Annotated in this window: 21 protein-coding genes; 3 read left to right on the top strand and 18 right to left on the bottom strand. The window is 65.2% G+C overall.

Annotation, left to right across the window (positions count from 1 at the left end):
• Positions 1 to 213 precede the first annotated feature (213 nt).
• A complete protein-coding gene (locus tag CO675_RS09280; RefSeq protein ID WP_097671611.1) occupies positions 214 to 525 on the top strand; it encodes a ribbon-helix-helix domain-containing protein in 312 nt (103 codons plus the stop codon).
• A gap of 173 nt (positions 526 to 698) precedes the next feature.
• On the opposite strand, the gene CO675_RS09275 is transcribed toward CO675_RS09280, so the two are convergent.
• The 4 genes from CO675_RS09275 to CO675_RS09260 all read right to left on the bottom strand — a co-directional run bounded on the left by CO675_RS09275 (position 699) and on the right by CO675_RS09260 (position 3,645).
• On the bottom strand, positions 699 to 2,267 hold the full coding sequence (locus CO675_RS09275) for a GMC family oxidoreductase (RefSeq protein WP_097671610.1): 1,569 nt from the start codon (positions 2,265 to 2,267) through the stop codon (positions 699 to 701).
• Positions 2,268 to 2,291: 24 nt separating this feature from the next.
• Complete coding sequence (locus tag CO675_RS09270) at positions 2,292 to 2,840, bottom strand: Twin-arginine translocation pathway signal (protein WP_097671609.1); 549 nt, start codon at positions 2,838 to 2,840, stop codon at positions 2,292 to 2,294.
• A gap of 88 nt (positions 2,841 to 2,928) precedes the next feature.
• Positions 2,929 to 3,324, bottom strand: a complete 396-nt coding sequence (locus tag CO675_RS09265; RefSeq protein WP_097671608.1) for a VOC family protein — start codon at positions 3,322 to 3,324, stop codon at positions 2,929 to 2,931.
• Entirely contained in the window at positions 3,325 to 3,645 is a 321-nt protein-coding gene (locus CO675_RS09260; protein ID WP_245452712.1) for a c-type cytochrome, read from the bottom strand. It lies immediately after the preceding gene.
• Between the two features lie 401 nt (positions 3,646 to 4,046).
• Between CO675_RS09260 and CO675_RS09255 the strand changes: the two genes are divergently transcribed.
• Positions 4,047 to 4,355: a hypothetical protein gene (locus CO675_RS09255; protein ID WP_097671607.1), complete on the top strand. Its 309-nt coding sequence runs from the start codon at positions 4,047 to 4,049 to the stop codon at positions 4,353 to 4,355.
• Between the two features lie 52 nt (positions 4,356 to 4,407).
• Here the strand turns inward: CO675_RS09255 and arfB are convergent, their stop codons facing one another.
• The 8 genes from arfB to CO675_RS09215 all read right to left on the bottom strand — a co-directional run bounded on the left by arfB (position 4,408) and on the right by CO675_RS09215 (position 14,003).
• Positions 4,408 to 4,827 (bottom strand): alternative ribosome rescue aminoacyl-tRNA hydrolase ArfB, encoded by a 420-nt coding sequence (arfB, locus tag CO675_RS09250; protein ID WP_097671606.1) that lies wholly within the window; start codon positions 4,825 to 4,827, stop codon positions 4,408 to 4,410.
• A 208-nt stretch (positions 4,828 to 5,035) separates the two neighbouring features.
• Complete coding sequence (locus tag CO675_RS09245; RefSeq protein WP_245452711.1) at positions 5,036 to 6,346, bottom strand: M16 family metallopeptidase; 1,311 nt, start codon at positions 6,344 to 6,346, stop codon at positions 5,036 to 5,038.
• Between the two features lie 50 nt (positions 6,347 to 6,396).
• A complete protein-coding gene (locus CO675_RS09240; RefSeq protein ID WP_198964549.1) occupies positions 6,397 to 7,788 on the bottom strand; it encodes a M16 family metallopeptidase in 1,392 nt (463 codons plus the stop codon).
• Between the two features lie 149 nt (positions 7,789 to 7,937).
• Entirely contained in the window at positions 7,938 to 8,669 is a 732-nt protein-coding gene (locus tag CO675_RS09235; RefSeq protein ID WP_097671605.1) for a hypothetical protein, read from the bottom strand.
• A gap of 100 nt (positions 8,670 to 8,769) precedes the next feature.
• On the bottom strand, positions 8,770 to 9,267 hold the full coding sequence (gene lspA / locus CO675_RS09230; protein ID WP_245452684.1) for a signal peptidase II: 498 nt from the start codon (positions 9,265 to 9,267) through the stop codon (positions 8,770 to 8,772).
• Positions 9,264 to 12,263, bottom strand: a complete 3,000-nt coding sequence (gene ileS, locus CO675_RS09225; protein ID WP_097671603.1) for an isoleucine--tRNA ligase — start codon at positions 12,261 to 12,263, stop codon at positions 9,264 to 9,266. Before ileS ends, lspA begins: the two co-directional genes overlap by 4 nt.
• A gap of 211 nt (positions 12,264 to 12,474) precedes the next feature.
• Positions 12,475 to 13,002, bottom strand: coding sequence for a sugar O-acetyltransferase (locus CO675_RS09220; protein WP_097671602.1), 528 nt, complete (start codon positions 13,000 to 13,002; stop codon positions 12,475 to 12,477).
• Positions 13,003 to 13,019: 17 nt separating this feature from the next.
• Complete coding sequence (locus CO675_RS09215; protein WP_097671601.1) at positions 13,020 to 14,003, bottom strand: bifunctional riboflavin kinase/FAD synthetase; 984 nt, start codon at positions 14,001 to 14,003, stop codon at positions 13,020 to 13,022.
• A gap of 214 nt (positions 14,004 to 14,217) precedes the next feature.
• Between CO675_RS09215 and CO675_RS09210 the strand changes: the two genes are divergently transcribed.
• Positions 14,218 to 14,613, top strand: a complete 396-nt coding sequence (locus CO675_RS09210; protein WP_016844467.1) for a response regulator — start codon at positions 14,218 to 14,220, stop codon at positions 14,611 to 14,613.
• A gap of 241 nt (positions 14,614 to 14,854) precedes the next feature.
• Here the strand turns inward: CO675_RS09210 and CO675_RS09205 are convergent, their stop codons facing one another.
• From CO675_RS09205 to pgsA, 6 genes are all read right to left on the bottom strand, one after another.
• A complete protein-coding gene (locus tag CO675_RS09205; protein WP_097671600.1) occupies positions 14,855 to 15,709 on the bottom strand; it encodes a TIGR01459 family HAD-type hydrolase in 855 nt (284 codons plus the stop codon).
• 15 nt (positions 15,710 to 15,724) lie between these two features.
• On the bottom strand, positions 15,725 to 17,137 hold the full coding sequence (locus CO675_RS09200; protein WP_097671599.1) for an EAL domain-containing protein: 1,413 nt from the start codon (positions 17,135 to 17,137) through the stop codon (positions 15,725 to 15,727).
• Positions 17,138 to 17,313: 176 nt separating this feature from the next.
• Positions 17,314 to 18,297, bottom strand: coding sequence for a 50S ribosomal protein L3 N(5)-glutamine methyltransferase (prmB, locus tag CO675_RS09195; RefSeq protein WP_097671598.1), 984 nt, complete (start codon positions 18,295 to 18,297; stop codon positions 17,314 to 17,316).
• The gene (locus CO675_RS09190; RefSeq protein WP_097671597.1) at positions 18,297 to 18,764 is read right to left on the bottom strand and encodes a molybdenum cofactor biosynthesis protein MoaE; all 468 of its coding nucleotides are present in this window, start codon (positions 18,762 to 18,764) and stop codon (positions 18,297 to 18,299) included. Before CO675_RS09190 ends, prmB begins: the two co-directional genes overlap by 1 nt.
• 8 nt (positions 18,765 to 18,772) lie before the next feature.
• Complete coding sequence (gene moaD, locus CO675_RS09185) at positions 18,773 to 19,024, bottom strand: molybdopterin converting factor subunit 1 (RefSeq protein WP_097671596.1); 252 nt, start codon at positions 19,022 to 19,024, stop codon at positions 18,773 to 18,775.
• A complete protein-coding gene (pgsA, locus tag CO675_RS09180) occupies positions 19,021 to 19,635 on the bottom strand; it encodes a CDP-diacylglycerol--glycerol-3-phosphate 3-phosphatidyltransferase (protein WP_097671595.1) in 615 nt (204 codons plus the stop codon). Before pgsA ends, moaD begins: the two co-directional genes overlap by 4 nt.
• Positions 19,636 to 19,645: the final 10 nt, after the last annotated feature.

Genomic DNA, 19,645 nt, shown 5'->3' with positions numbered 1-19,645 from the left:
GGATTCGAGGTTCGGCGGCATTCTAGTCGGCTCGCCGGCCAAATGCATGGGGCGGCCCGCGAATGGCTGCCTTTAGCTGGGGATGGAGCAGGCCTATCGCCTTGAAGACACTCACCTTCGCGTGTGGAGCGGCTACGCCCTACGTGGCGATTGTGACGCCGCACGCGCGGGTATATCGTTTAGAAAAATTATAATCCGATCGGGAGGATAGCCATGTGCCATTTGTTCTCGCACCAGCCGCAGCGCAATTATGAATCGCAGACCCGGTCGCTGCGGATCGGCGGTCATTGCACCTCGATCCGGCTGGAGATGTCGTTCTGGGACACGCTGGAGGAGATCGCCGCCAAGGAGGGCATGAGCGTCGCCAAGTTCGTCACCACGCTCTATGGCGAAGTCCTCGATCACCACGGCGAGGTCAATAATTTCGCGTCGCTGTTGCGTTGCTGTTGCTTGATCTATCGCTCGCAGAGCGCAGCTCCGGCCGCCGAATTCCAGCGCCAGCCCATCCTCGACGCCGCGGAATAGGCTTCTTTCACCTCTCCCGCTTGCGGGGGAGGTCGCTGCGCGTAGCGCAGCGGGTGGGGGCTCTCTCCACGATGTGACTCGCGGAGAGAGCCCCCACCCCAGCCCTCCCCCGCAAGCGGGAGAGGGTGGGCAGTTTCCTTGGGGTTGCTATTCAATCCGATCGCATCAATCTCTCAGATCTCCTTGCGCTGCATCGCGCCCGCGATCGTGTCGGCCTGCCGGATCGCCAGCGACACGATCGTCAGCGTCGGGTTGCACGCCGCGCCTGACGTGAACTGGCTGCCGTCGGAGACGAACAGGTTCTTGATGTCGTGGCTCTGGCCGAACTTGTTGACCACGCCGTCGCGCGGCTTCTCGCTCATCCGGTTGGTGCCCATGTTGTGGGTCGAGGGATAGGGCGGCGTCGGATAGGTCACGGTGGCGCCGACCGCCTCATAGACCGCGGCACCCTGCTTGTAGGCGTGATCGCGCATCGCGACGTCGTTCGGGTGATCGTCGAAATGCACGCTCGCGACCGGCATGCCGAACTTGTCCTTGATGGTCGGATCCAGCGTGACGCGGTTGGTCTCCTGCGGCAGGTCCTCGCCGACCAGCCACATGCCGGCCATCCGCGGATAGCCTTCCATGGCGCTGGTGAAGCTGCGGCCCCAGGCCCCGGGATTGAGAAACGCCGCCATGAAGGGCAGGCCGAGCGACAGCGTCTCCATCTCGTAGCCGCCGACGAAGCCGCGCTTCGGATCGTTCTTCGCCTCGTCGCGGATGATGCCGGCCATCGTGGTGCCGCGATACATGTGCACCGACTTCTCGAAGGTCGCATACACGCTGCCGGTCATGTGCCGCAAATAATTGCGGCCGACCTGGCCCGATGAATTGGCGAGGCCATCCGGGAACATGCTGGAGGCGCTGTTGAGCAGCAGCCGCGGACTTTCGATCGAGTTGCCGGCGACCGCGACGACGCGCGCCTTCTGGCGCTGCATCGCGCCGCTCTCATCCGCATAGACCACGCCGGTCACCTTGCCGGATGGGTCGTGCTCGATCTTGATCACCATGCTGCCGGGGCGCACCTCGAGATTGCCGGTGGCTTCGCCCTTCGGGATCTCGGTGTAGAGCGTCGACCATTTGGCGCCCGACTTGCAGCCCTGGAAGCAGAAGCCGATCTGCTGGCACGAGCCGCGGCCGTCGCGCGGCTCGCTGTTGATCGCCATCCGCCCGGTGTGCACCTCCTTGTAGCCGAGCTTCCTGGCGCCGGCTTCCAGCACCTTGAAGTTATTGTTGCCGGGCAGTCCGGCAATGCCGTTGGTGCGGGTGACGCCCATCTTGTTCTCGGCCTTGGCGTAATAGGGCTCCATCTCGGCGAGCGTGATCGGCCAGTCCAACAGGTTGGCGCCGGGGATGTTGCCGTAGGCCGACTTGATCTTGAATTCGTGCTCATCGAAGCGCAGCGAGGCGCCGGCCCAGTGCACGGTGGATCCGCCGACCGCCTTCACGATCCAGGCCGGAATGTTCGGGAAATCCTTGTGGACGCGCCAGCTTCCCGACGTCGTGCGCATGTCCGACCAGGCGAGCTGGCCGAAGCTGTCCCATTCATCGTTGATGAAGTCCTGGTTCTCGATGCGCGGGCCGGCTTCGAGGATCACGACCTTGATGCCCTTCTGCGCCAGTTCGTTGCCGAGCGTGCCGCCGCCGGCGCCGGAGCCGACGATCACGACAACGCCGCTGTCATTCAGATCGAATTTTGCCATTGTTTCCTCCCGACGTTGTCCGGTTCAAGCCTTCGGCAGCCAGTCGATATCGGCGAAGCCGCGCTTGATGTAGCCGCCATGCTCGGCGGAGGAGCCCTCGTAGCCGAACCGCGGCCACACCTCCTTGTTGTTGTAGAGCGATGCGATGAGATCGCCGCGGATCTTCTGGAAGAACGCGCTTTGCTCGATCTGCTGCAGCAGCGCGACGCGATCGTTCTCCCAGGCGATCTGGGCATAGGGCACCTTGTGGCGGTCGTTGGCCGCCTGATCGAGTCTCGCGACGCCCTCATTGATCAGCGATTTGACCGCCGGATCCTTGGCGGCCTTGTCATCCCACGGCTTCACTGCGGTGATGTAGTAGCTGTCGCCGAGGAAATCGTGCGGATAGATGTCGCGCGCCACCTTCAGCAATGTCTTCATGGTGGCCGGTGTCAGCGTGCCAGCCTCATCGGCCCACGCATCGGTGATGCCAAGCCCGGTCGATGTCGCGATCGCGACGGCGGGTGCGGTGACGGCCGCGCCTTTGAGAAACACACGCCGGTCATATTTGCTGCGTCGATCGATTTCTCTCATGGGTTTCCTCCGTAGATTATTTTCTGATGCTTTGTTATTTGAGCATGATCTTTTCGGAAAACCGGTTCCCACTTTTCCGGATCATGCTCTAGCCGAAGCGCCCGCCGCGCTGGATCACCTCGATCTTGTAGCCGTCGGGATCGGAGACGAAGAAGAAGCGCGCCAGCGTCTTGCCGTCATGCTTGAAGTCGCGCAGCGGCCCGGGCGACAGTTTCTCCTTCTCGAAGCGCGCGTGCTCGGCATCGAGGTCATCGACGACGACAGCGAGATGGCCATAGCCGTCGCCGATCACGTAGGGCTCCTTGCGGTCGAAATTGACCGTGAGCTCGACCTCGAACGGCGAGGAGGGATGGCGCAGATAGACCAGCGCGAAATCGCCAAATCGCAGATTGTCCGCGATCTCGAGCCCGAACGCGCGCTGATAGAAGTCGAGCGCCTTGGCCTCGTCGAGCACGCGGATCATCGAATGCACGGGTTTCGCCATTCAGTTCAGCTCCTTCAGATAGGCGATGATCATGGCGCGGGTTTCCGGCTTGGCCTGCCGATAAGCCATCACGGCGCCGGGGATCACCTGTTGTGGATTGGTCAGCCAGGCATCGAGCCTGGTGTCGTCCCAGACGAAATCCGCGTTGGCGAAGCCTGCGGAATATTTGAAGCCGTCGGCCTTGCCGGCATGGCGGCCGACGATCTTGTAGAGCGACGGTCCTTGCCGGACGGGGTCCGAGGTGTTTGACGTGTGGCAGGTCGCGCATTGCTGCTTGAACAGTGTCGCCCCGTCGGGCGGCTTGGCGGCAGGCAAGGGCATTTGCGCAGCCGTCATTTGCACTGCAAACATCGCGCTGCAAAATCCCAGCGCCAACGTCCACTTTGCCGTCCATCTGGCGCGCAGCTTTGTCATATACATCACCGCCTCTGTGCGGTGACTGTAGGAGGCTGAAATCGGCCGTTGGTAGTAGCGGGCTGTTTCACGGCAGAACAAAGCTGGGCGTTGATCTGGCGCGGAACCGATCCTTGCCGCATATGCGGACGACAAATCCGCAAAATGACCGCGAAATCCCTGCACGATCACCACACCACGAAGCTTGCATGGCGCGTGCGCCGTTTGCGGAAAATTCAGTCTCGCGCGATGGGGTTCAGGGTCGGCGCTGCAAACGGCGCACACCTGCGCCGCTCCGTCCATCGTCAATCAAAGTCCTGGAGAAATGGATGACGTTTGCAAGAACCAGCGTGCTCGCCCTTGCCATCTCGGCCGTGATGGCCGGCCCCGTCCTGGCGCAGGGGGCGGCTACGCCGAATACCCAGCTTCGCGGCGGTGCAGCGGGCAGCGGGACCGTGCAGCAGGGCGGCGGCATGTCCGGCAGCGGCGATGAGGAAATGGCAGCGCAACCGACTTCGCCGACGCAAAAAAGCGGCACCAGCGCCAAGTCGGGCAGCAAGGGAACGGTCGGCAGCGGCCACGCCACACCGAAATCGGGCGGCGGTTCCGAGATGGCGCCTGCGACCAAGAAGTACTGATCCGCGATGGATCCCGGATACAGCGTCGCGTGTGCGCTGTGTCCGGTATTCCCTAATCGTCGAAACGTTGACTGCCGCGACCGGCCTTGATGTCGCTGCGGCGTTTCTTGCCTTCGAGCCGGCGTTGCTTGGAGCCGAGCGTCGGCCTGGTCGGGCGCCGCGGTGTCGGCCGCACCATCGCTTCCTTCAGCATCTCGAACAGCCGCTCGATCGCATCCGCGCGATTGCGCTCCTGGGTGCGGAAGCGGAACGCCTGGATCACGATCACGCCGTCCTTGGTCATGCGGCTGCCGGCGAGCCGCGCCAGCCGCTGCGCCGCATCCGGCGGCAGCGCGATCTTGTTCGTGTCGAAACGCAGCTGGGCCGCAGTCGAGACCTTGTTGACATTCTGCCCTCCCGGACCGGAGGCGCGGACAAAGACGATCTCAATGTCGTTCTCGTCGATCGTAAGGTCGCGGGACAGCCGCAGCATGACATCACCCGTGGAGGGAAGAATCGGCGGCCGCAGGATAGCGGGTTTGCGATGGGCGTGGTTGGGCGGTGTTGATGCAGTGTTCGTTACGTCAACGCTCGGAGTGCGCGGCCACCCCTCTCCCCACCCCCCCCCCTTTGCGGGGGAGGGTGGGGAGAGGGGTGGCCATAACGGTGGTGTGGATGAAGGAGCCGCGCGCCGAACCGTGTCAGTTCGCCTTCGGCGGCGCCGAGACCGGCTGCGCTGCGGCTTGCGGGGCGCGGCCGACGATCACGGTGAGCAGGCCGTTGCCCCACAGCCTCTTGGAAACCCGCTTGACGTCGTCGAGCGTCACCGCATCGACGATGGCGCTGCGCTTCTCGATGTAGTCGATCGGCAGCTTGTCGAGCTGGTATTGCAGCATCGCCTGCGCGAGCTTGGAGGAGGTGTCGAGCGCCAGCATCTGCGAGCCCTTCAGATAGGACTTCGCCTCGTCGAGCTCCTGCTGCGTCGGACCTTGCTCGGCGATGCGGCGGATCTCCGCCTCGATCGCATCGACGGTCTCGCCGGCGCGGTCGGCCCGGGTGCCGGTGTTGCCGATGAACAGCGCGGAATGATCCATCCAGAGCAGCGCTTCATAGATCGAATAGGCCAGCCCGCGCTTCTCGCGCACTTCCTTGTACAGCCGCGACGACAGCCCGCCGCCGCCGAGAATGTGGTTCATCACATAGCCGGCCATGAAGTCCGGGTCGTGCCTGTTGATGCCGGGGCCGCCGAAGGTGACGACGGTCTGCGGCACGTCGAGCGGGACGAAGGCGCGCTGCGGCGGCTTGGTCGCCACGACGTCGGGAATCGGCGTCAATTCGGCCTTGGCCGGCAGGCCGCCGAAGGTCTTGTCCAGCAGCTTGCCGAGCGTATCGGGATCGACATCGCCGACCACGGCGATCCGCAGCGTGTCCTTGGCGATGATGCGGCGGACATAGTCCTTCAGGTCGGCGATCTCGATGGTCGGCACGCTCTCGAGGGTACCGGTCGCCGTCCTGCCATAGGGATGATCGCCGAAGGCGAGCTCGAGGAACTTGCGGCCCGACAGCGAGGACGGGTTGGTCGATTCGCGGCGCAGGTTCGAGATCACCTGGGCGCGGATGCGTTCGACGTCCTTCGGCTCGAAGTGCGGCGAGGTCAGCGCCATCCGCAACAGGTCGTAGGCCTCGTCCTTGTTGTCCTTGAGCATGCGCAGCGAGCCGCGGAACTGATCGCGGTTGGACTGGAAGCTGAGCTCGATGGCGCGGCGCTCCAGCCGCTCATGATAGGTCTTGGAATCGAGATCGCCGGAGCCCTCGTCGAGCAGGTCGGCGACCAGATTGCCGACGCCGGGCTTGCCGGACGGATCCTGGCTGGCGCCGCCGCCGAAGGAATATTCCATCGCGATCAGCGGCACGGTGGCGTCCTGCACGAACCACGCCTCGATGCCGCCGGGCGACACCAGCCGCTGGATCTTGGCCGCGGCCTGCGAGGGCACTGACGTCAGCGTCAGCATTGCGGCGCAGGCGCCGCCGATCAGCGCCGCGCGGCGGGTGATGGAATAGCTCACGAGCGCTTCTCCTCGCGTTTCGGCGCAGTATCCTTGATCAGATAGCCGGTCACCGACCGCTTCTTGTCGAGCCAGGTGGCGGCAGCAGCGCGCACCTGCTCGGCGGTGACGGCGCGAATGCGGTCCGGCCAACTCCTGATGTCGTCGATGCTGAGCCCGGTGGTCAGCGCGCCGCCATACCAGCGCGCCAGCGTCGCCTGGTTGTCCTGGGCGTAGATCGCCTCCGCGATCAGCTGGGTCTTGACCCGTTCGAGATCCTCGGCGCGCGCGGGGTTCTGCGCGAGATCGGCGATCACCTTGTCGATCGCGTCCTCGATCTGCGCGAACTCGACGCCGGCCTTGGGCGTCACCGCGATCGAGAATTGCGACGGATCGAGCGCGGTGCCCTGATAGCCGGCACCGGCCGAGATCGCGATGCCCTTGTCGATCACCAGCGAGCGATAGAGGTAGGAGTTGGCGCCGCCGCCCATCAATTGCGCGAGCACGTCGAGCGCCTGGCTCTCGCCGGCCGCCGCCGTGGTCGCCGACGGCACCAGATAGTAGCGGCGCAGGTTCGGCTGTTCGACGCGGGGGTCCGACAACGTCACGGTGCGCGGCGCGGCCGGGGTCGGCTCCTGCGGCCGGACCCGCTTCTCGGGGATCACACGTTGCGCCGGGATCGGGCCGAAATTCTTCTCGACCAGCGGGCGGATGTCCTTGACGTCGACATCGCCGGCGATGACCAGGATCGCGTTGTTCGGCGCATAGAAGCGGCGGTAGAAGGCGAGCGCATCCTCGCGGTCGAGCTTCTCGATCTCCTGGTGCCAGCCGATCACCGGCCGGCCGTAGGGATGGTTGAGATAGAGCGCGGCCATGATCTGCTCGGTGAGCCTTGCATCCGGGTTGTTGGCAACCCGCATGTTGAACTCCTCGAGCACGACATCGCGCTCGGGCAGCACATTCTCATCCTTCAGGATCAGGCCGGTCATGCGGTCGGCCTCGAACTCCATCATGGTGGGCAGTTGCTCGCGCGGCACGCGCTGGAAATAGCCGGTGTAGTCGTTGGAGGTGAAGGCGTTCTCGTTGCCGCCGACGCGCAGCACGGTCTGCGAGAACTCGCCGGCCGGGTGCTTGGCGGTGCCCTTGAACATCAGGTGTTCGAGGAAATGTGCGAGGCCCGATTTGCCCGGCGTCTCGTCGGCGGAGCCGACCTTGTACCAGATCATCTGCGTCACGACCGGCGTGCGGTGATCGGGAATCACCACGACCTGCAGGCCGTTGTCGAGCGTGAAGCTCGCAGGGCGTTCCGAGGTGACGGTGGTCTGGGCGCGGAGGCTGGTGCCCGACAGCGGGATGGTTGAAACGAAGGCGGCAGCGAACAGGGCAATCGATCGGCGTGAGGGCATCATCGTCCTTGTGGAAGCCTGAACAGACGGCCGGGCATGAAAGACGCCATCGTACACGGTGCAGTCCGTGCCAGTCGTCACGAAGCGGAGAGACGGATGTCCCTCCGCATTAAGCTTTGCTCATGTCAGCCTTCGCCCAAACAGGCCAAGCGTCACTGGAGCGGTTTTCCGGTCATGACGTCGTATTGGCCTTCCAGCCCCTTCGGCTTCATCGGGCCTGTGCCATAGTCAAAGCCCGCGGATGGCGTCTGGTAGCCCGGAGGGGGCTCGGTGAGGGATTCGCGCGTCGGCTCGCCCGGGAACGGCTTGGACTCGCTGCTGTTCCCCTTGAAGATGCCGAGCAGGCCACCATTGTAGCCGAGCTGGCTCGGCATCAGCGACGGATTGGTGTTGGTGCCCGGCTCAAGCGGCTCCCTGCGGCCCTCGGTGGCCGTCTGCTGCTTGCGGCCCGCCTCGATCTCGGCCGGCGTCAACGCCACCGCTGACTGCCACGGCTCCTTCTTGACTTCCTTCTTGCGCGCCGCGATCGCGGCCTTGCGCGCGGCGATGTCGGGGTCCTTCGGCCAGTTCGGCGCGTTGACCTGGGCGGCTGTGGCAGGCGGCGGCAGGTCGAGCTTCGGCGGCACCACCAGCGGCGAGCGCTCGCGATAGTCGATGCCCTTGCTGGCGGCGCTCTTGGCGCCGAGCCCGGTCATCAGATTGTCGATGATCCGCTCTTCGAAGGTCAGGCCGTCATCGCCGTCATCGTCATCGTCGCCGGCACGCACCGGGCCGGCCGTCATGACGAGGCCGATCCCGGCCGCAACGAACGCCAGCCGCAGGCCGCGCAGCAGCGACAGGGAGGACGTCTCGATCAGGTAACCGCGGACTTTGGTGTTGCGCATCGCGCTATTCCCATCTCAAAATTCGCCAAAGCGATCACTGGCTTAGCGCTCAGTTCCGCTAGCTGCAGGTCGGCCGCCGACCGGCTCGTATCGGCCGGGATCAGGGCGCTTTTACGGCGGGGGTCCCCATGACGGAATCATACAATAGGGCCGCCACGCCAGCAACGATCGCCACATCGGCGAGGTTGAATACGTACCAATTGAAGGTTTTTCCCCCGATCTCGACATGAAACAGGGCAAAATCGACCACCGCGCCATAGGCGAAGCGGTCGATCCCGTTGCCGATCGCACCGCCGATGATCAGGCCGAGCGACATCGTCGAGAGCCAGGTCCGCGACCGCGCCATCCAGATCGCCAGCGCGATCACGGCGGCGGCCTTGATGACCATCAGCAGGATCTGGGCCGCCGGGGTCTCGCTTTGAAACCAGCCGAAGCTGATGCCGGGATTCCAGGCCAGCACCAGGTCGAAGAACGGCGTCACCTCGACCGCGCCGCGGTGGGCGATGCCAAAGACGAACAGCAGCCAGAGCTTGGAGGCCTGGTCGGCGATCAGGGTGATGACCGCCGCCAGCACACCGGCGCGAACGGGAGAGGTCAAGCCGTGACCCCCAGCGCCTTCCACTCGCGCAGCGCTTGCGCGTCGCGCGGCGAGACGTCGGGATATTCGGGGTCTTCGCCGATCGTTGGCAGGATCTTCCACGAGCGCGCGCATTTGGTGCCGACCGCCTTCTCGACCACGACCGCAACGCCGGGCACGGCATCGAGGCGGAAGGCGCCCGCCGGCGCCTCGCCCTCGCGCACCTCGTAGTTCGAGGTGATGCAGACCTCGGCGAGATCGATGTCGAACAACGTGGCCAGCATCTGCCGGTCAGCGATGTAGATCACCGGCGAGGCCTCGAGCGACGAGCCGATCCGCTTGGCGGCGCGTTCGAGCTCGAGCGCACCGGTGACGACGCGGCGAACGTTGCGGATCGTCTCCCACTTCGCGGCGAGGGCATTGTCGCGGAACTGCTCGAGACCTTCGGGGAACAGGGTGAGATGCACCGAAGGTTCGGCGTTCGGCCGGTACATCCGCCAGGCTTCGTCGGTGGTGAAGCTCAGGATCGGCGCCAGCCATTTCAGGATCGCGTCGCAGAGCAGGTCGATCGTGGTCAGCGCCGCCTTGCGCGCCACTGAGGACGGCGGGTCGCAATACAGCGTGTCCTTGCGGATGTCGAAGTAGAACGCCGACAGCTCGGAGTTCATGAAGGCCGCGAGCGTTGCGACCACGGTCTTGTAGTCGAACGCGGCATAGGCCTTGCGGATGGTCTCGGTGTGGCCGGCCAGTTCGTGCAGCATCAGCCGCTCGAGCTCGGGCATCTCGGCGAAGGCGACCTTCTCGCTCGGCTTGAAGTGATGCAGCGTGCCGAGCATCCAGCGGATCGAGTTGCGCAGCTTGCGGTAGGTCTCGATGGTGTTCTTCAGGATCTCCGGGCCGATGCGCTGGTCGTCGGCGTAATCGGTGGCGCAGACCCACAGGCGCAGGATATCCGCGCCGGAATCCTTGATCACCTTCTGCGGCTCGACGGTGTTGCCGAGCGACTTCGACATCTTGCGGCCGTTCTCGTCGAGCGTGAAGCCGTGGGTCAGCACGATGTCGTACGGCGCGCGCCCGCGCGTGCCGGCGCTTTCCAGCAGCGACGAGTGGAACCAGCCGCGGTGCTGATCGCTGCCTTCGAGATACATCACGGTGTCGTTGCCGCCGTCGATCTTGCGGACGATGTTGCCGAGCTGCGGGAAGTTCTGGCGGTCTTCCAGCACGAAGGCGTGCGTGGAGCCGGAATCGAACCAGACGTCGCAGATGTCGTCGACCTTCTTCCAGTTCTCCGATGCGCGGTTCCCGAGGAAGCGCTCGCGGGCGCCGTCCATGTACCAGGCGTCGGCGCCTTCCTCCATGAACGCCTCGGTGATGCGCTGGTTGACGACCTCGTCCTGCAGGATCTCGGCCGAGCCGTCGCTGTTCTCGCGCACGAACACGGCGATCGGCACGCCCCAGGCGCGCTGCCGCGAGATCACCCAGTCCGGGCGGTTGGCGATCATGCCGTTGATGCGGTTCTCGCCGGCCGGCGGCACCCATTGCGTGACCGAGATCGCCTGCAGCGCGCGGGCGCGCAGCGTGTCGCCCTTCCTGGCATGGCCATCCTCCGCGATGTCCTTGTCCATCGCGATGAACCATTGCGGCGTATTGCGGAAGATCACCGGCTTCTTGGAGCGCCAGGAGTGCGGATACTGATGCTTGAGGCGGCCGCGCGCCAGCAGCTTGCCGGCCTCGATCAGCGCCTTGATCACGGCCTCGTTGGCATCGCCCTTCTCGCCCTTGTCGTTGAGCACGCGCTTGCCGGTAAAGCCCGGCGCCTGCGCGGTGTAGGCGCCGTTCTCGTCGACCGTGTAGGGGATCGCCGTCGGGATGCCGCGCGCGTCGAGCTCGCGGGTATTGGCGGTCCAGACGTCGAAGTCCTCGCGGCCGTGGCTCGGCGCGGTGTGCACGAAGCCGGTGCCGGTGTCGTCGGTAACGTGCTCGCCGGCGAGCAGCGGCACGGTGAATTCGTAGCCGCCGCCAAAGCCGCGCAACGGATGGGCGCATTCGACCGCGTCCAGCGTGTCGCCGGGAATATCGCGGACCTTCTCATAGGATGCGACGCGGGCCTGCTTGAACACTTCCGCGGCGAGCGCATCGGCCAGGATCAGGAGATCGCCGGTCTTCGCCCAATTATCGGCGGGCGCATCGGTCACCTTGTAAAGGCCGTAGGCGATCTTCGGCGAGAACGAGATCGCGCGGTTGCCGGGCAGCGTCCACGGCGTGGTGGTCCAGATCACCACCGAGGCATTGGCCAGCACGCCATGCGCCGGCGAGGTGACCGGGAATTTCACCCACACCATGTCGGAGGTGTAGTCCTCGTACTCGACCTCGGCTTCGGCCAGCGCGGTCTTCTCGACCACGCTCCACATCACCGGCTTGGAGCCGCGATACAGGGTGCCGTTGGCGGCGAACTTCATCAGCTCGCGGGCGATCTGCGCCTCGGCCGGATAGCTCATGGTCTGATAGGGATGATCCCAGTCGCCGATGATGCCAAGCCGCTTGAACTCCTCGCGCTGCACGTTGATCCAGTGCGTCGCATAGGCGCGGCATTCCCTGCGGAACGCGACCATCGCGGCGGAGTCGCGGAAGTCGGGCTTCTGCTTGCCTTTGGAGCGGTAGTTCTCCTCCTCGATCTTCCATTCGATCGGCAGGCCGTGGCAGTCCCAGCCCGGCACGTAGTTGGAGTCGAAGCCGAGCATCTGCTGGCTCTTGGTCACGACGTCCTTGAGGATCTTGTTCAGCGCATGCCCGATATGGATGTTGCCGTTGGCGTAGGGCGGGCCGTCATGCAGCACGAATTTGGCGCGGCCCTCGGCTTCCCGGCGCAGCCTGTCGTAGAGGCCGATGTCGTTCCAGTATTTCAGGATTTCCGGCTCGCGCTGGGGCAGGCCGGCGCGCATCGGGAATTCCGTCTGCGGCAGGTAAAGGGTCTTGGAATAGTCGTTAGCGTCGGTCTTTTGCGGCTTGTCGGACATAAAAGCTCTGATTTGGCAGGTGCGGGCGCGGAAACGCGATCAATCGCGGGTGAAACGACGAAGTCCCGGTCTTGCGCCGAGCCTTCAAGCTCAGGCGGAAGCCGGGCCGCTAATCCGTATGATGCGCCGCGAAAACATGGGTTTTCCATAGCAGCCAAGCGGAGAAATCGCAAAGCCCCCCGCCGCTAGCAAATCCGCCCCGCCGGGTGCCCTAAGCCTGCCGCGGACGGGCCGGATTTCCGGCCACGGTCGCACCTCGGGCGACGTCCCGCGTCACCACGCTGCCGGCCCCGACCAGGGCGCCGTCGCCGATTGTGACGCCAGGCAGGATGATGGCACCGCCGCCGATCCAGACGTCGCTGCCGATCCGGATCGGGCGGCCGAATTCGAGCCCGGCGCGCCGGGTCGCGGCGTCGCGCGGATGGTCGGCGGTATAGATCTGCACCGCCGGTCCGATCTGGGTGCGATCGCCGATTGTGACCTCGACGACGTCGAGGATGACGCAATTGAAGTTGAGGAACACGCCGTCGCCAAGGCTGATATTGGTGCCGTAATCGCAGAAGAACGGCGGGCGGATCACGGCGTCCTTGCCGACCTTGCGGAAGCGCGCGGAGAGCTGGGCGTGCAACTCGGCTGCGGACGATGCGCCCGAGGCGTTGTAGCGTGTCATCCAGTGTTCCGCCGCGGTATGGTCGGCGGCGAGTTCGGCATCCGGGCGATAGAGCTCGCCCGCCAGCATTTTCTCTTTCTCTGTCTTCAACCAATCACTCCGAGCTGCGGAAACGCGCCCGGCGCTGCGGCCAATGCCGCGCGCGCCTTGGCGCTGTCGTCATCCATCTGGCGTATCAACGCGTCGATGGTGTCGAATTTCAGCTCTTCGCGAATGAAACTGATGAAGGCGACGTCGAGCACCGTGTCGTAGAGATCGCCCTTGAAGTCGAACAGGAACACTTCGAGCAACGGTGCGCCGTTGTCGAAGGTCGGGCGGCGTCCGAAGCTTGCGACACCGTCGAACCGCACTTTGTCGTTTCCGTGAGCCTTGCCGACCCGCACCGCATAGATGCCGTGCTTCAGGCCGCAATGCTTGTCGAGGCGGATGTTGGCCGTGGGGTAGCCGAGGTCGCGGCCGCGCTTCTCGCCGTGGACCACCTTGCCGGTGGCAAACCACGGCCCGCCCAGCATCGTGGTCGCATCGTCGACCTGGCCTTCGGCGAGCGCCATGCGGATCGCGCTGGAGGAGACCGGGCGCTCCTCGATGTCGACATGGGCCTGCACATCGACCTCGATGCCGAGCCGCGGCGCTTCGCTGACCAAGAGGCTCGGCGAGCCGACCCGGCCCTTGCCGAAATGGAAGTCGTAGCCGACTGCGATGCCGCTGATGCCGAGCCGGCCGATCAGGTCATGGTGAATGAAGTCCTGTGCCGTGGTCCCGGCGCGCGCCTTGTCGAAGGTCATGACGACGGCGCCGGCGAGGCCGGTGGCCGCGAGCAGCCGCAGCTTGTTGGTCTCGTCCGTGAGACGGAATTGCGGGGTGTTCGGGCTGAAGAAACTGCGCGGATGCGGTTCGAAGGTCACGGCCAGCGCGGGCACGCCGTGCGTCTTGCCCATTGCCAGCGCCGCGCCGATCACGGCGCGGTGACCGAGATGGACGCCGTCGAAATTTCCCATCGCGACCACGGCGCCCTTCGGAATGACGCTTTCGGGCGTGTTGTCGCGGATAACGGTAAAGCCGGTGCTCATGTCAGGTATTCTTCAAGGATTCTTAAGCATGATTGGTGCGGGCCGGACCGTGACGCGGCGGCGGCGTGGAAGTCAAGCATAGCGAAAATCGCGTCAAATCCGTAACAATCCGGATTCAGCCGGTTAACGCGCTGTTTAACGCCTGCTGTTAGTCGTTGGCGGAAAGCTGCGTTCGTGCAGAAGCCAAGTTGCGTCAGGCGTTTTGGGGGAAAAGATGGCGGTTGATTTGTCCATGCCGGTTCTGGTGGTTGATGATTACAGCACCATGATCCGCATCATCCGGAATCTTCTCAAGCAGCTTGGATTCGAGAATATCGACGATGCCTCCGACGGCTCCGCGGCGCTGAACAAGATGCGCGGCAAGAAGTATGGCCTCGTGATTTCCGACTGGAACATGGAGCCGATGACCGGCTACGACCTGCTCAAGGAAGTCCGCGCCGATCCCAATCTCGCGACCACGCCCTTCATCATGATCACGGCGGAATCCAAGACCGAGAACGTGATCGCGGCCAAGAAGGCCGGCGTGAACAACTACATCGTCAAGCCGTTCAACGCGGCGACGCTGAAGACCAAGATCGAGGCGGTCTTCCCGGACATGGCGACCGCGTAAGCGCCGTTCATCTCGTTGGAAATTCTCGTCATGCCCGGGCTTGTCCCGGGCATTTGCGTTTGATCGCGTTTCCCTTCACCTGGCCCCGCTTGCGGGACGAAGGGAATGGCGCTTGCACGATTTCGGAATATTAGAAGAATATTCCTGAGTTGCCCGACGTGTCAAGTCGGCAGGTCGACCGTCGGCCGTCGCCGGCTACTGTGCATGGGGTTGTTTTCGATATTTTGTCTGCGAAGCGCCGCTACCACTTCAGCTCGCGCATCAGCGCGCGCGGCGGATGGCCGAACAATTCCTTGATCGAGGCCGCATCGAGCTGCTCGATGCCCTCGAACTGTTCGGAATGGATGCCGCGGGTGACGAACAGGAGATCGATGCCGAAGCCGTGTGCGCCGGTGAGGTCGGTGCGCACGGAATCGCCGATCGCGAGCACGCGGCTGAGTTCGGTCGGACGCCCGCGACGTTCCGCGGCCAGCGCCATCGCGCGCTCGTAGATCGGTCGGTGCGGCTTGCCGTAGAACACCGACTCGCCGCCGAGCTCGCGATAGAGTTCGGCAACCGCGCCGGCGCAATAGATCAGCCGGTCGCCGCGCTCGACCACGATGTCCGGATTGGCGCAAACCAGCGTCAACTTGCGCTCGAGCGCCTTGAGCAGCGTGTCGCGATAATCCTCGGCGGATTCGGTCTCGTCGTCGAACAGGCCGGTGCAGATGATGTAGTCGGCCTGCTCCAGCGGCACCAAGGTGGCGTCGAGGCCGCGATGGATCGAGCTGTCGCGCTCCGGGCCGATCCAGAATATCTTCTGGCCGGGATGATCGGCGACGAAATGGCGCGTCAGGTCGCCCGAGGAGACGATCGCATCATAGGTCTCGTCGGCGACGCCGAGCTTGCGCAGCTGGCGCTGCACCGAATCGGCCGGACGCGGCGCGTTGGTGATCAGGATGACGGTGCCGCCCTGCTGGCGGAAGGTGTGCAGCGCCTCGCAGGCCTCCGGAAAGGATTCGAGCCCGTTGTGCACGACACCCCAGATGTCCGACAGCACGACGTCGACGTTGTCAGTGAGGTCGCGCAGCCGCTCCACGAAACGCAGCGATGTCATGATGCGAACCGCCGGTCAGTTGGGCCCGAGCGCACGGCGCGCCAGCGCGGCGCTGCCGGTTGCGCGCGGTGGCGCTGCGGGGTTGGAGACGGGTGCGGAAGTGCCGGCGCCATTGAGGTCCTGGGGCTTGGTCTGCGGAGCCTCGGCGGTAGCAGATGCCCCTTCCGGCCGCAACGGCCGCGGCGGGGCGAACAGGAAGCCCTGGCCGAACCGGACATCGTAATCGAGCAGGTCGACCACCGAGCGCTCTCCCTCGATCCGTTCGGCGATCAGGTCGATGCCGTAGCGGCCGAGCAGGTCGGACAGATCGGAGGGATCGATATCTGACGTCGCGCTCTGCCTGGCGTCGAGCAGCAGGGCGGCCGGCACCTTGATGAAGCGGACGCCGCGATCGGCGAGCTCGCGCGGCTCGAGGCGGAGGTCGCTGACGTGGTCGATCGAGAACCGGTAGCCGCGCTGCGACAGCGCCGCGAGATTCTCGCTTTCGACCGGGCCGAGATTACGGAAGGTCGCCTGCTTGAACTCGAGCACGAAGGAGGGCGCCAGCGCGCGGTTGGCCTCGAGGAAGTCGAGACACTGGGTGAAGTGCTGCGGGCTCGACAGCGTCGCCGCCGAGACGTTGCAGAACACGCCGACATCCTTGCTGCGGATCATCAGGCGGCGCAGCACCTGGACGCAGCGAAGCATCACCATGTGGTCGATGCGGCCGATCAGGCCGCCGACCTCGGCCGCCTCGATGAAATCGTCGGCGGCAAGCACCTGGTCGCGCTCGTCGCGCAGCCGCGTCACCGCCTCGTAGTAGCGCACCTTGCGCTGCGGCAGCGTCACCATCGGCTGCAGGTAGATGTCGAGGCGGTTCTCGTCGATGGCGTGCCTGATCGCGCCGATGAGCTGGGTCTGGCTGCGCGAGATCGCGGGTGGAGGCGCAACCGGCGGCGGGGGCGCAAACACGACGGTTGGCGCCGGCGGCACCGGTTGCAGCAGATCGTCGCGCGGCGGGGCGACCGGCGGCGCTACGGGAGCCGCCGCCAGCAAGTCTTCATGATGGGCAACCGACGCCGCAAGCTGCCGCACCAGGCCGCCAAGCTCGTTGATCTCGCCGGCCATGCCCTGGATCCGGTCGGCGCCGGTGGAGTTCGCCGAGGCGACGCGGCCTTCGACCGCGGCCAGTCGGCGGCCGAATTCGGCGACCTGGCGGGCGAGGTCGGCGGTGCCGCGCGACAGATCCGCGATCTGGCCGCCGACATCGCTGCGGTCGCGCAGCCGCATCGAGACCGCGTTGTAGAGGATCAGGCAGGTGAGGGCGGTGAGCGCGACGATCGCCGATTCCGATCCGCTGATGCCCGCCACCGAATACAGGACGAAGCCCAGCGAGGCTGCGACCAGCACCATGCAGATGGCGATGAAGATCGTCGAAATGCGAATCATGTCGCGCGCCCGCGCCCTCTCTCCGAACGTCCCCGGAGCGCAAGCTTAGCACCATTGTTGATTCGACGGGCCAGCGATCTTCCGAACCGGCTGGAACTGCACACGATTTTCGCTTCGTCTTGGTCGGCCTCGAAGTCGGACTCCGTAATAGACCGGTGCCGGCCGTGGCGCGCCGGTCAGAGGTCGGCGGCAGCGATCCAGAACACCTCGCCCTCGGAATCCTCGGTGTCGAGCCAGAGCAGCGGCAGGTTGGGATAGGCGGCCTCGAGATTGTCGCGGCCGCGGCCGATCTCGCACAGCAGCCCGCCATGCGGGGTCAGGTGCCGCTTGGCCTCGTCGAGCAGGCGGCGGACGATGTCGAGCCCGTCGGCGCCGCCGTCGAATGCGATCTTGGGCTCGGCGCGGCACTCGCGCGGCAGCGCGGCCATGCCCTCGGCATCGACATAAGGCGGGTTCGAAATGATGAGATCGTAGCTGACGTCGCCGAGCGGCTCGAACAGGTCGCCGCGATGGAGTGTGAGGCGATCGCCGAGGCCGTGATCGGCGACGTTGCGCGCGGCGACCTCGAGCGCATCCTTCGAAATGTCCACCGCGTCGACCGCGGCGTTGGCGAAATGCCGGGCGGCCAGGATCGCAAGGCAGCCGGAGCCGGTGCAGAGGTCGAGCACGCGTTCGACGTCGGCGGGATCGCCGATCAGCGAGGTGCCGTCCTCGTCGCCGCCGAAATGCGAATCCAGCAACTCACCGATGAAGGAGCGCGGCACGATGGTGCGCTCGTCGACATAGAACGGCAGGCCACGCATATAGACCTTGTTGACGAGATACGCGGCCGGCTTTCGCGTTGCGATCCGGCGCTCGATCAGGTCGAGGATCTGCTTGCCTTCGGCGACCGTGACGCGCGCGTTCGCGAAGCTCTCGAACTGGTCGGGATGCAGATGCAGCGTCTCGCAGATCAGGAACGCCGCCTCGGCCACCGGATCGGTGGTGCCGTGCGCGAACACGAGCTTGGCTGCGTTGAAGCGGCTGACCGCATAGCGCAGGAAATCGAGCAGGGTGTGAAGCTCGCCGGCGCCGACCTTCGGCGCTTTCTCGGGCGCGTTCTTGGGCGCTTTCGACGCGGCGGGGCTGCGCCTGGCCGGCACTTTGCTGCGCTTCGCCATCAGGATTTGGTCCAGCGCGCGGCGGCCGCGTCGTCGTGGTCCTGCGCCTCGATCCAGTTCGTGCCGCGCGCGCTTTCCTCACGCTTCCAGAACGGGGCGTTGGTCTTGAGATAGTCCATCAGGAACTCGGCCGCCTCGAACGCGGCCTGCCGGTGCGCCGAGGCGGTCACGACCAGCACGATGTTCTCGCCCGGCGCGATGCGACCGAAGCGATGGATGATGGTGAGGCCCTGCAACGGCCAGCGCGCCAGCGCATCGTCGGCGTGGCGCGCAATCTCGGCTTCCGCCATGCCCGGATAATGTTCGAGCGTCAGCGCGGCGATCGGCTCGCCCTGTTCGCTGCCGCGGCAGATGCCGCTGAAGCTGACGACCGCGCCGACATCGGTGCGGCCCTTGCTCAAGGCTGCGATCTCCTGCGCGACGTCGAAGTCGGCTTGCTGGATCCGGATGGTCGCTGTCACCGTCATGACGAGACTTAGCCGCCGGTCATCGGCGGAAAGAACGCGATCTCGCGCGCGCCGGAGATCACGGCGTCCGGCTTGACATGGGCGTGGTCGATCGCGGCGCGGATCACCGTCGGCTTCTCGAAGGCATGGGCGTAGCCGTCGTCGCGCGCGGCGAGCCAGCGGATCAGCTCGCCGACGGTGCGCACCTCGGCCGGCGGCTCGACGATCTCCTCGGCCTTGCCGATCCGCTCGCGCACCCAGGCGAAATATTTCAGCTTCATCCCTCATCCTCCTTGATGAGGTGATGGATGCCGGCGCGGAAGTAATCCCAGCCGGTATAGATCGTGAAGATCGCCGACATCCAGAGCAGCACAATGCCGATCAGGGTGGTCGCCGGAAACACCTGCTCGCCGGCTTCGCCGGCAATCAGGAAGCCGATCGCCACCAGCTGGATCGTGGTCTTCCATTTCGCAAGCTTGGTGACGGGTACGCTGACCCGCAGGCCTGCGAGATATTCGCGCAGGCCCGAGACCAGGATCTCGCGGCACAGGATCACGATCGCCGCCCACAGCGTCCAGCCGTGGATCGAATTGTCGGCGGCCAGCATCAGCAGGCTGGAGGCCACCAAGAGCTTGTCGGCGATCGGATCGAGCATCCGGCCGAAAGCGGACTGCTGGTCCCACATCCGCGCGTAATAGCCGTCGAGATAGTCGGTGATCCCGGCCGCAATGAACACGGCCAGCGCCACCCAGCGCAGCCACAACGGGCCGTCCAGGATCGACTGCCAGTAGACGCAGCCGATCACCACCGGGATCGCGGCGATCCGGGCGTAGGTCAGGATATTCGGGAGGGACATAGTCTTGCCCTGTCCCCGGGTCGTCGCGATGTTCATCCGTTCTACC

Source organism: Bradyrhizobium sp. C9 (assembly GCF_002532045.1).
In the GTDB taxonomy this organism is placed as follows: Bacteria; Pseudomonadota; Alphaproteobacteria; order Rhizobiales; family Xanthobacteraceae; genus Bradyrhizobium.
Note: the sequence above shows the minus strand (reverse complement) of the source record. Positions and strands in the feature narration are given on the sequence as shown.

What these genes read in the sequence shown, in the direction of transcription:
- ileS (WP_097671603.1), bottom strand. Translation starts at nt 12,263, where the DNA reads ATGTCCGACAAGCCGCAAAAGACCGACGCTAACGACTATTCCAAGACC.
- CO675_RS09245 (WP_245452711.1), bottom strand. Translation starts at nt 6,346, where the DNA reads ATGCTGACGCTGACGTCAGTGCCCTCGCAGGCCGCGGCCAAGATCCAG.
- CO675_RS09200 (WP_097671599.1), bottom strand. Translation starts at nt 17,137, where the DNA reads ATGATTCGCATTTCGACGATCTTCATCGCCATCTGCATGGTGCTGGTC.
- CO675_RS09255 (WP_097671607.1), top strand. Translation starts at nt 4,047, where the DNA reads ATGACGTTTGCAAGAACCAGCGTGCTCGCCCTTGCCATCTCGGCCGTG.
- CO675_RS09215 (WP_097671601.1), bottom strand. Translation starts at nt 14,003, where the DNA reads ATGAGCACCGGCTTTACCGTTATCCGCGACAACACGCCCGAAAGCGTC.
- CO675_RS09220 (WP_097671602.1), bottom strand. Translation starts at nt 13,002, where the DNA reads ATGCTGGCGGGCGAGCTCTATCGCCCGGATGCCGAACTCGCCGCCGAC.
- CO675_RS09190 (WP_097671597.1), bottom strand. Translation starts at nt 18,764, where the DNA reads ATGACGGTGACAGCGACCATCCGGATCCAGCAAGCCGACTTCGACGTC.
- CO675_RS09205 (WP_097671600.1), bottom strand. Translation starts at nt 15,709, where the DNA reads ATGACATCGCTGCGTTTCGTGGAGCGGCTGCGCGACCTCACTGACAAC.
- CO675_RS09270 (WP_097671609.1), bottom strand. Translation starts at nt 2,840, where the DNA reads ATGAGAGAAATCGATCGACGCAGCAAATATGACCGGCGTGTGTTTCTC.
- CO675_RS09280 (WP_097671611.1), top strand. Translation starts at nt 214, where the DNA reads ATGTGCCATTTGTTCTCGCACCAGCCGCAGCGCAATTATGAATCGCAG.
- moaD (WP_097671596.1), bottom strand. Translation starts at nt 19,024, where the DNA reads ATGAAGCTGAAATATTTCGCCTGGGTGCGCGAGCGGATCGGCAAGGCC.
- CO675_RS09275 (WP_097671610.1), bottom strand. Translation starts at nt 2,267, where the DNA reads ATGGCAAAATTCGATCTGAATGACAGCGGCGTTGTCGTGATCGTCGGC.
- CO675_RS09235 (WP_097671605.1), bottom strand. Translation starts at nt 8,669, where the DNA reads ATGCGCAACACCAAAGTCCGCGGTTACCTGATCGAGACGTCCTCCCTG.
- arfB (WP_097671606.1), bottom strand. Translation starts at nt 4,827, where the DNA reads ATGCTGCGGCTGTCCCGCGACCTTACGATCGACGAGAACGACATTGAG.
- CO675_RS09260 (WP_245452712.1), bottom strand. Translation starts at nt 3,645, where the DNA reads ATGCCCTTGCCTGCCGCCAAGCCGCCCGACGGGGCGACACTGTTCAAG.
- pgsA (WP_097671595.1), bottom strand. Translation starts at nt 19,635, where the DNA reads ATGAACATCGCGACGACCCGGGGACAGGGCAAGACTATGTCCCTCCCG.
- prmB (WP_097671598.1), bottom strand. Translation starts at nt 18,297, where the DNA reads ATGGCGAAGCGCAGCAAAGTGCCGGCCAGGCGCAGCCCCGCCGCGTCG.
- CO675_RS09265 (WP_097671608.1), bottom strand. Translation starts at nt 3,324, where the DNA reads ATGGCGAAACCCGTGCATTCGATGATCCGCGTGCTCGACGAGGCCAAG.
- CO675_RS09210 (WP_016844467.1), top strand. Translation starts at nt 14,218, where the DNA reads ATGGCGGTTGATTTGTCCATGCCGGTTCTGGTGGTTGATGATTACAGC.
- CO675_RS09240 (WP_198964549.1), bottom strand. Translation starts at nt 7,788, where the DNA reads ATGATGCCCTCACGCCGATCGATTGCCCTGTTCGCTGCCGCCTTCGTT.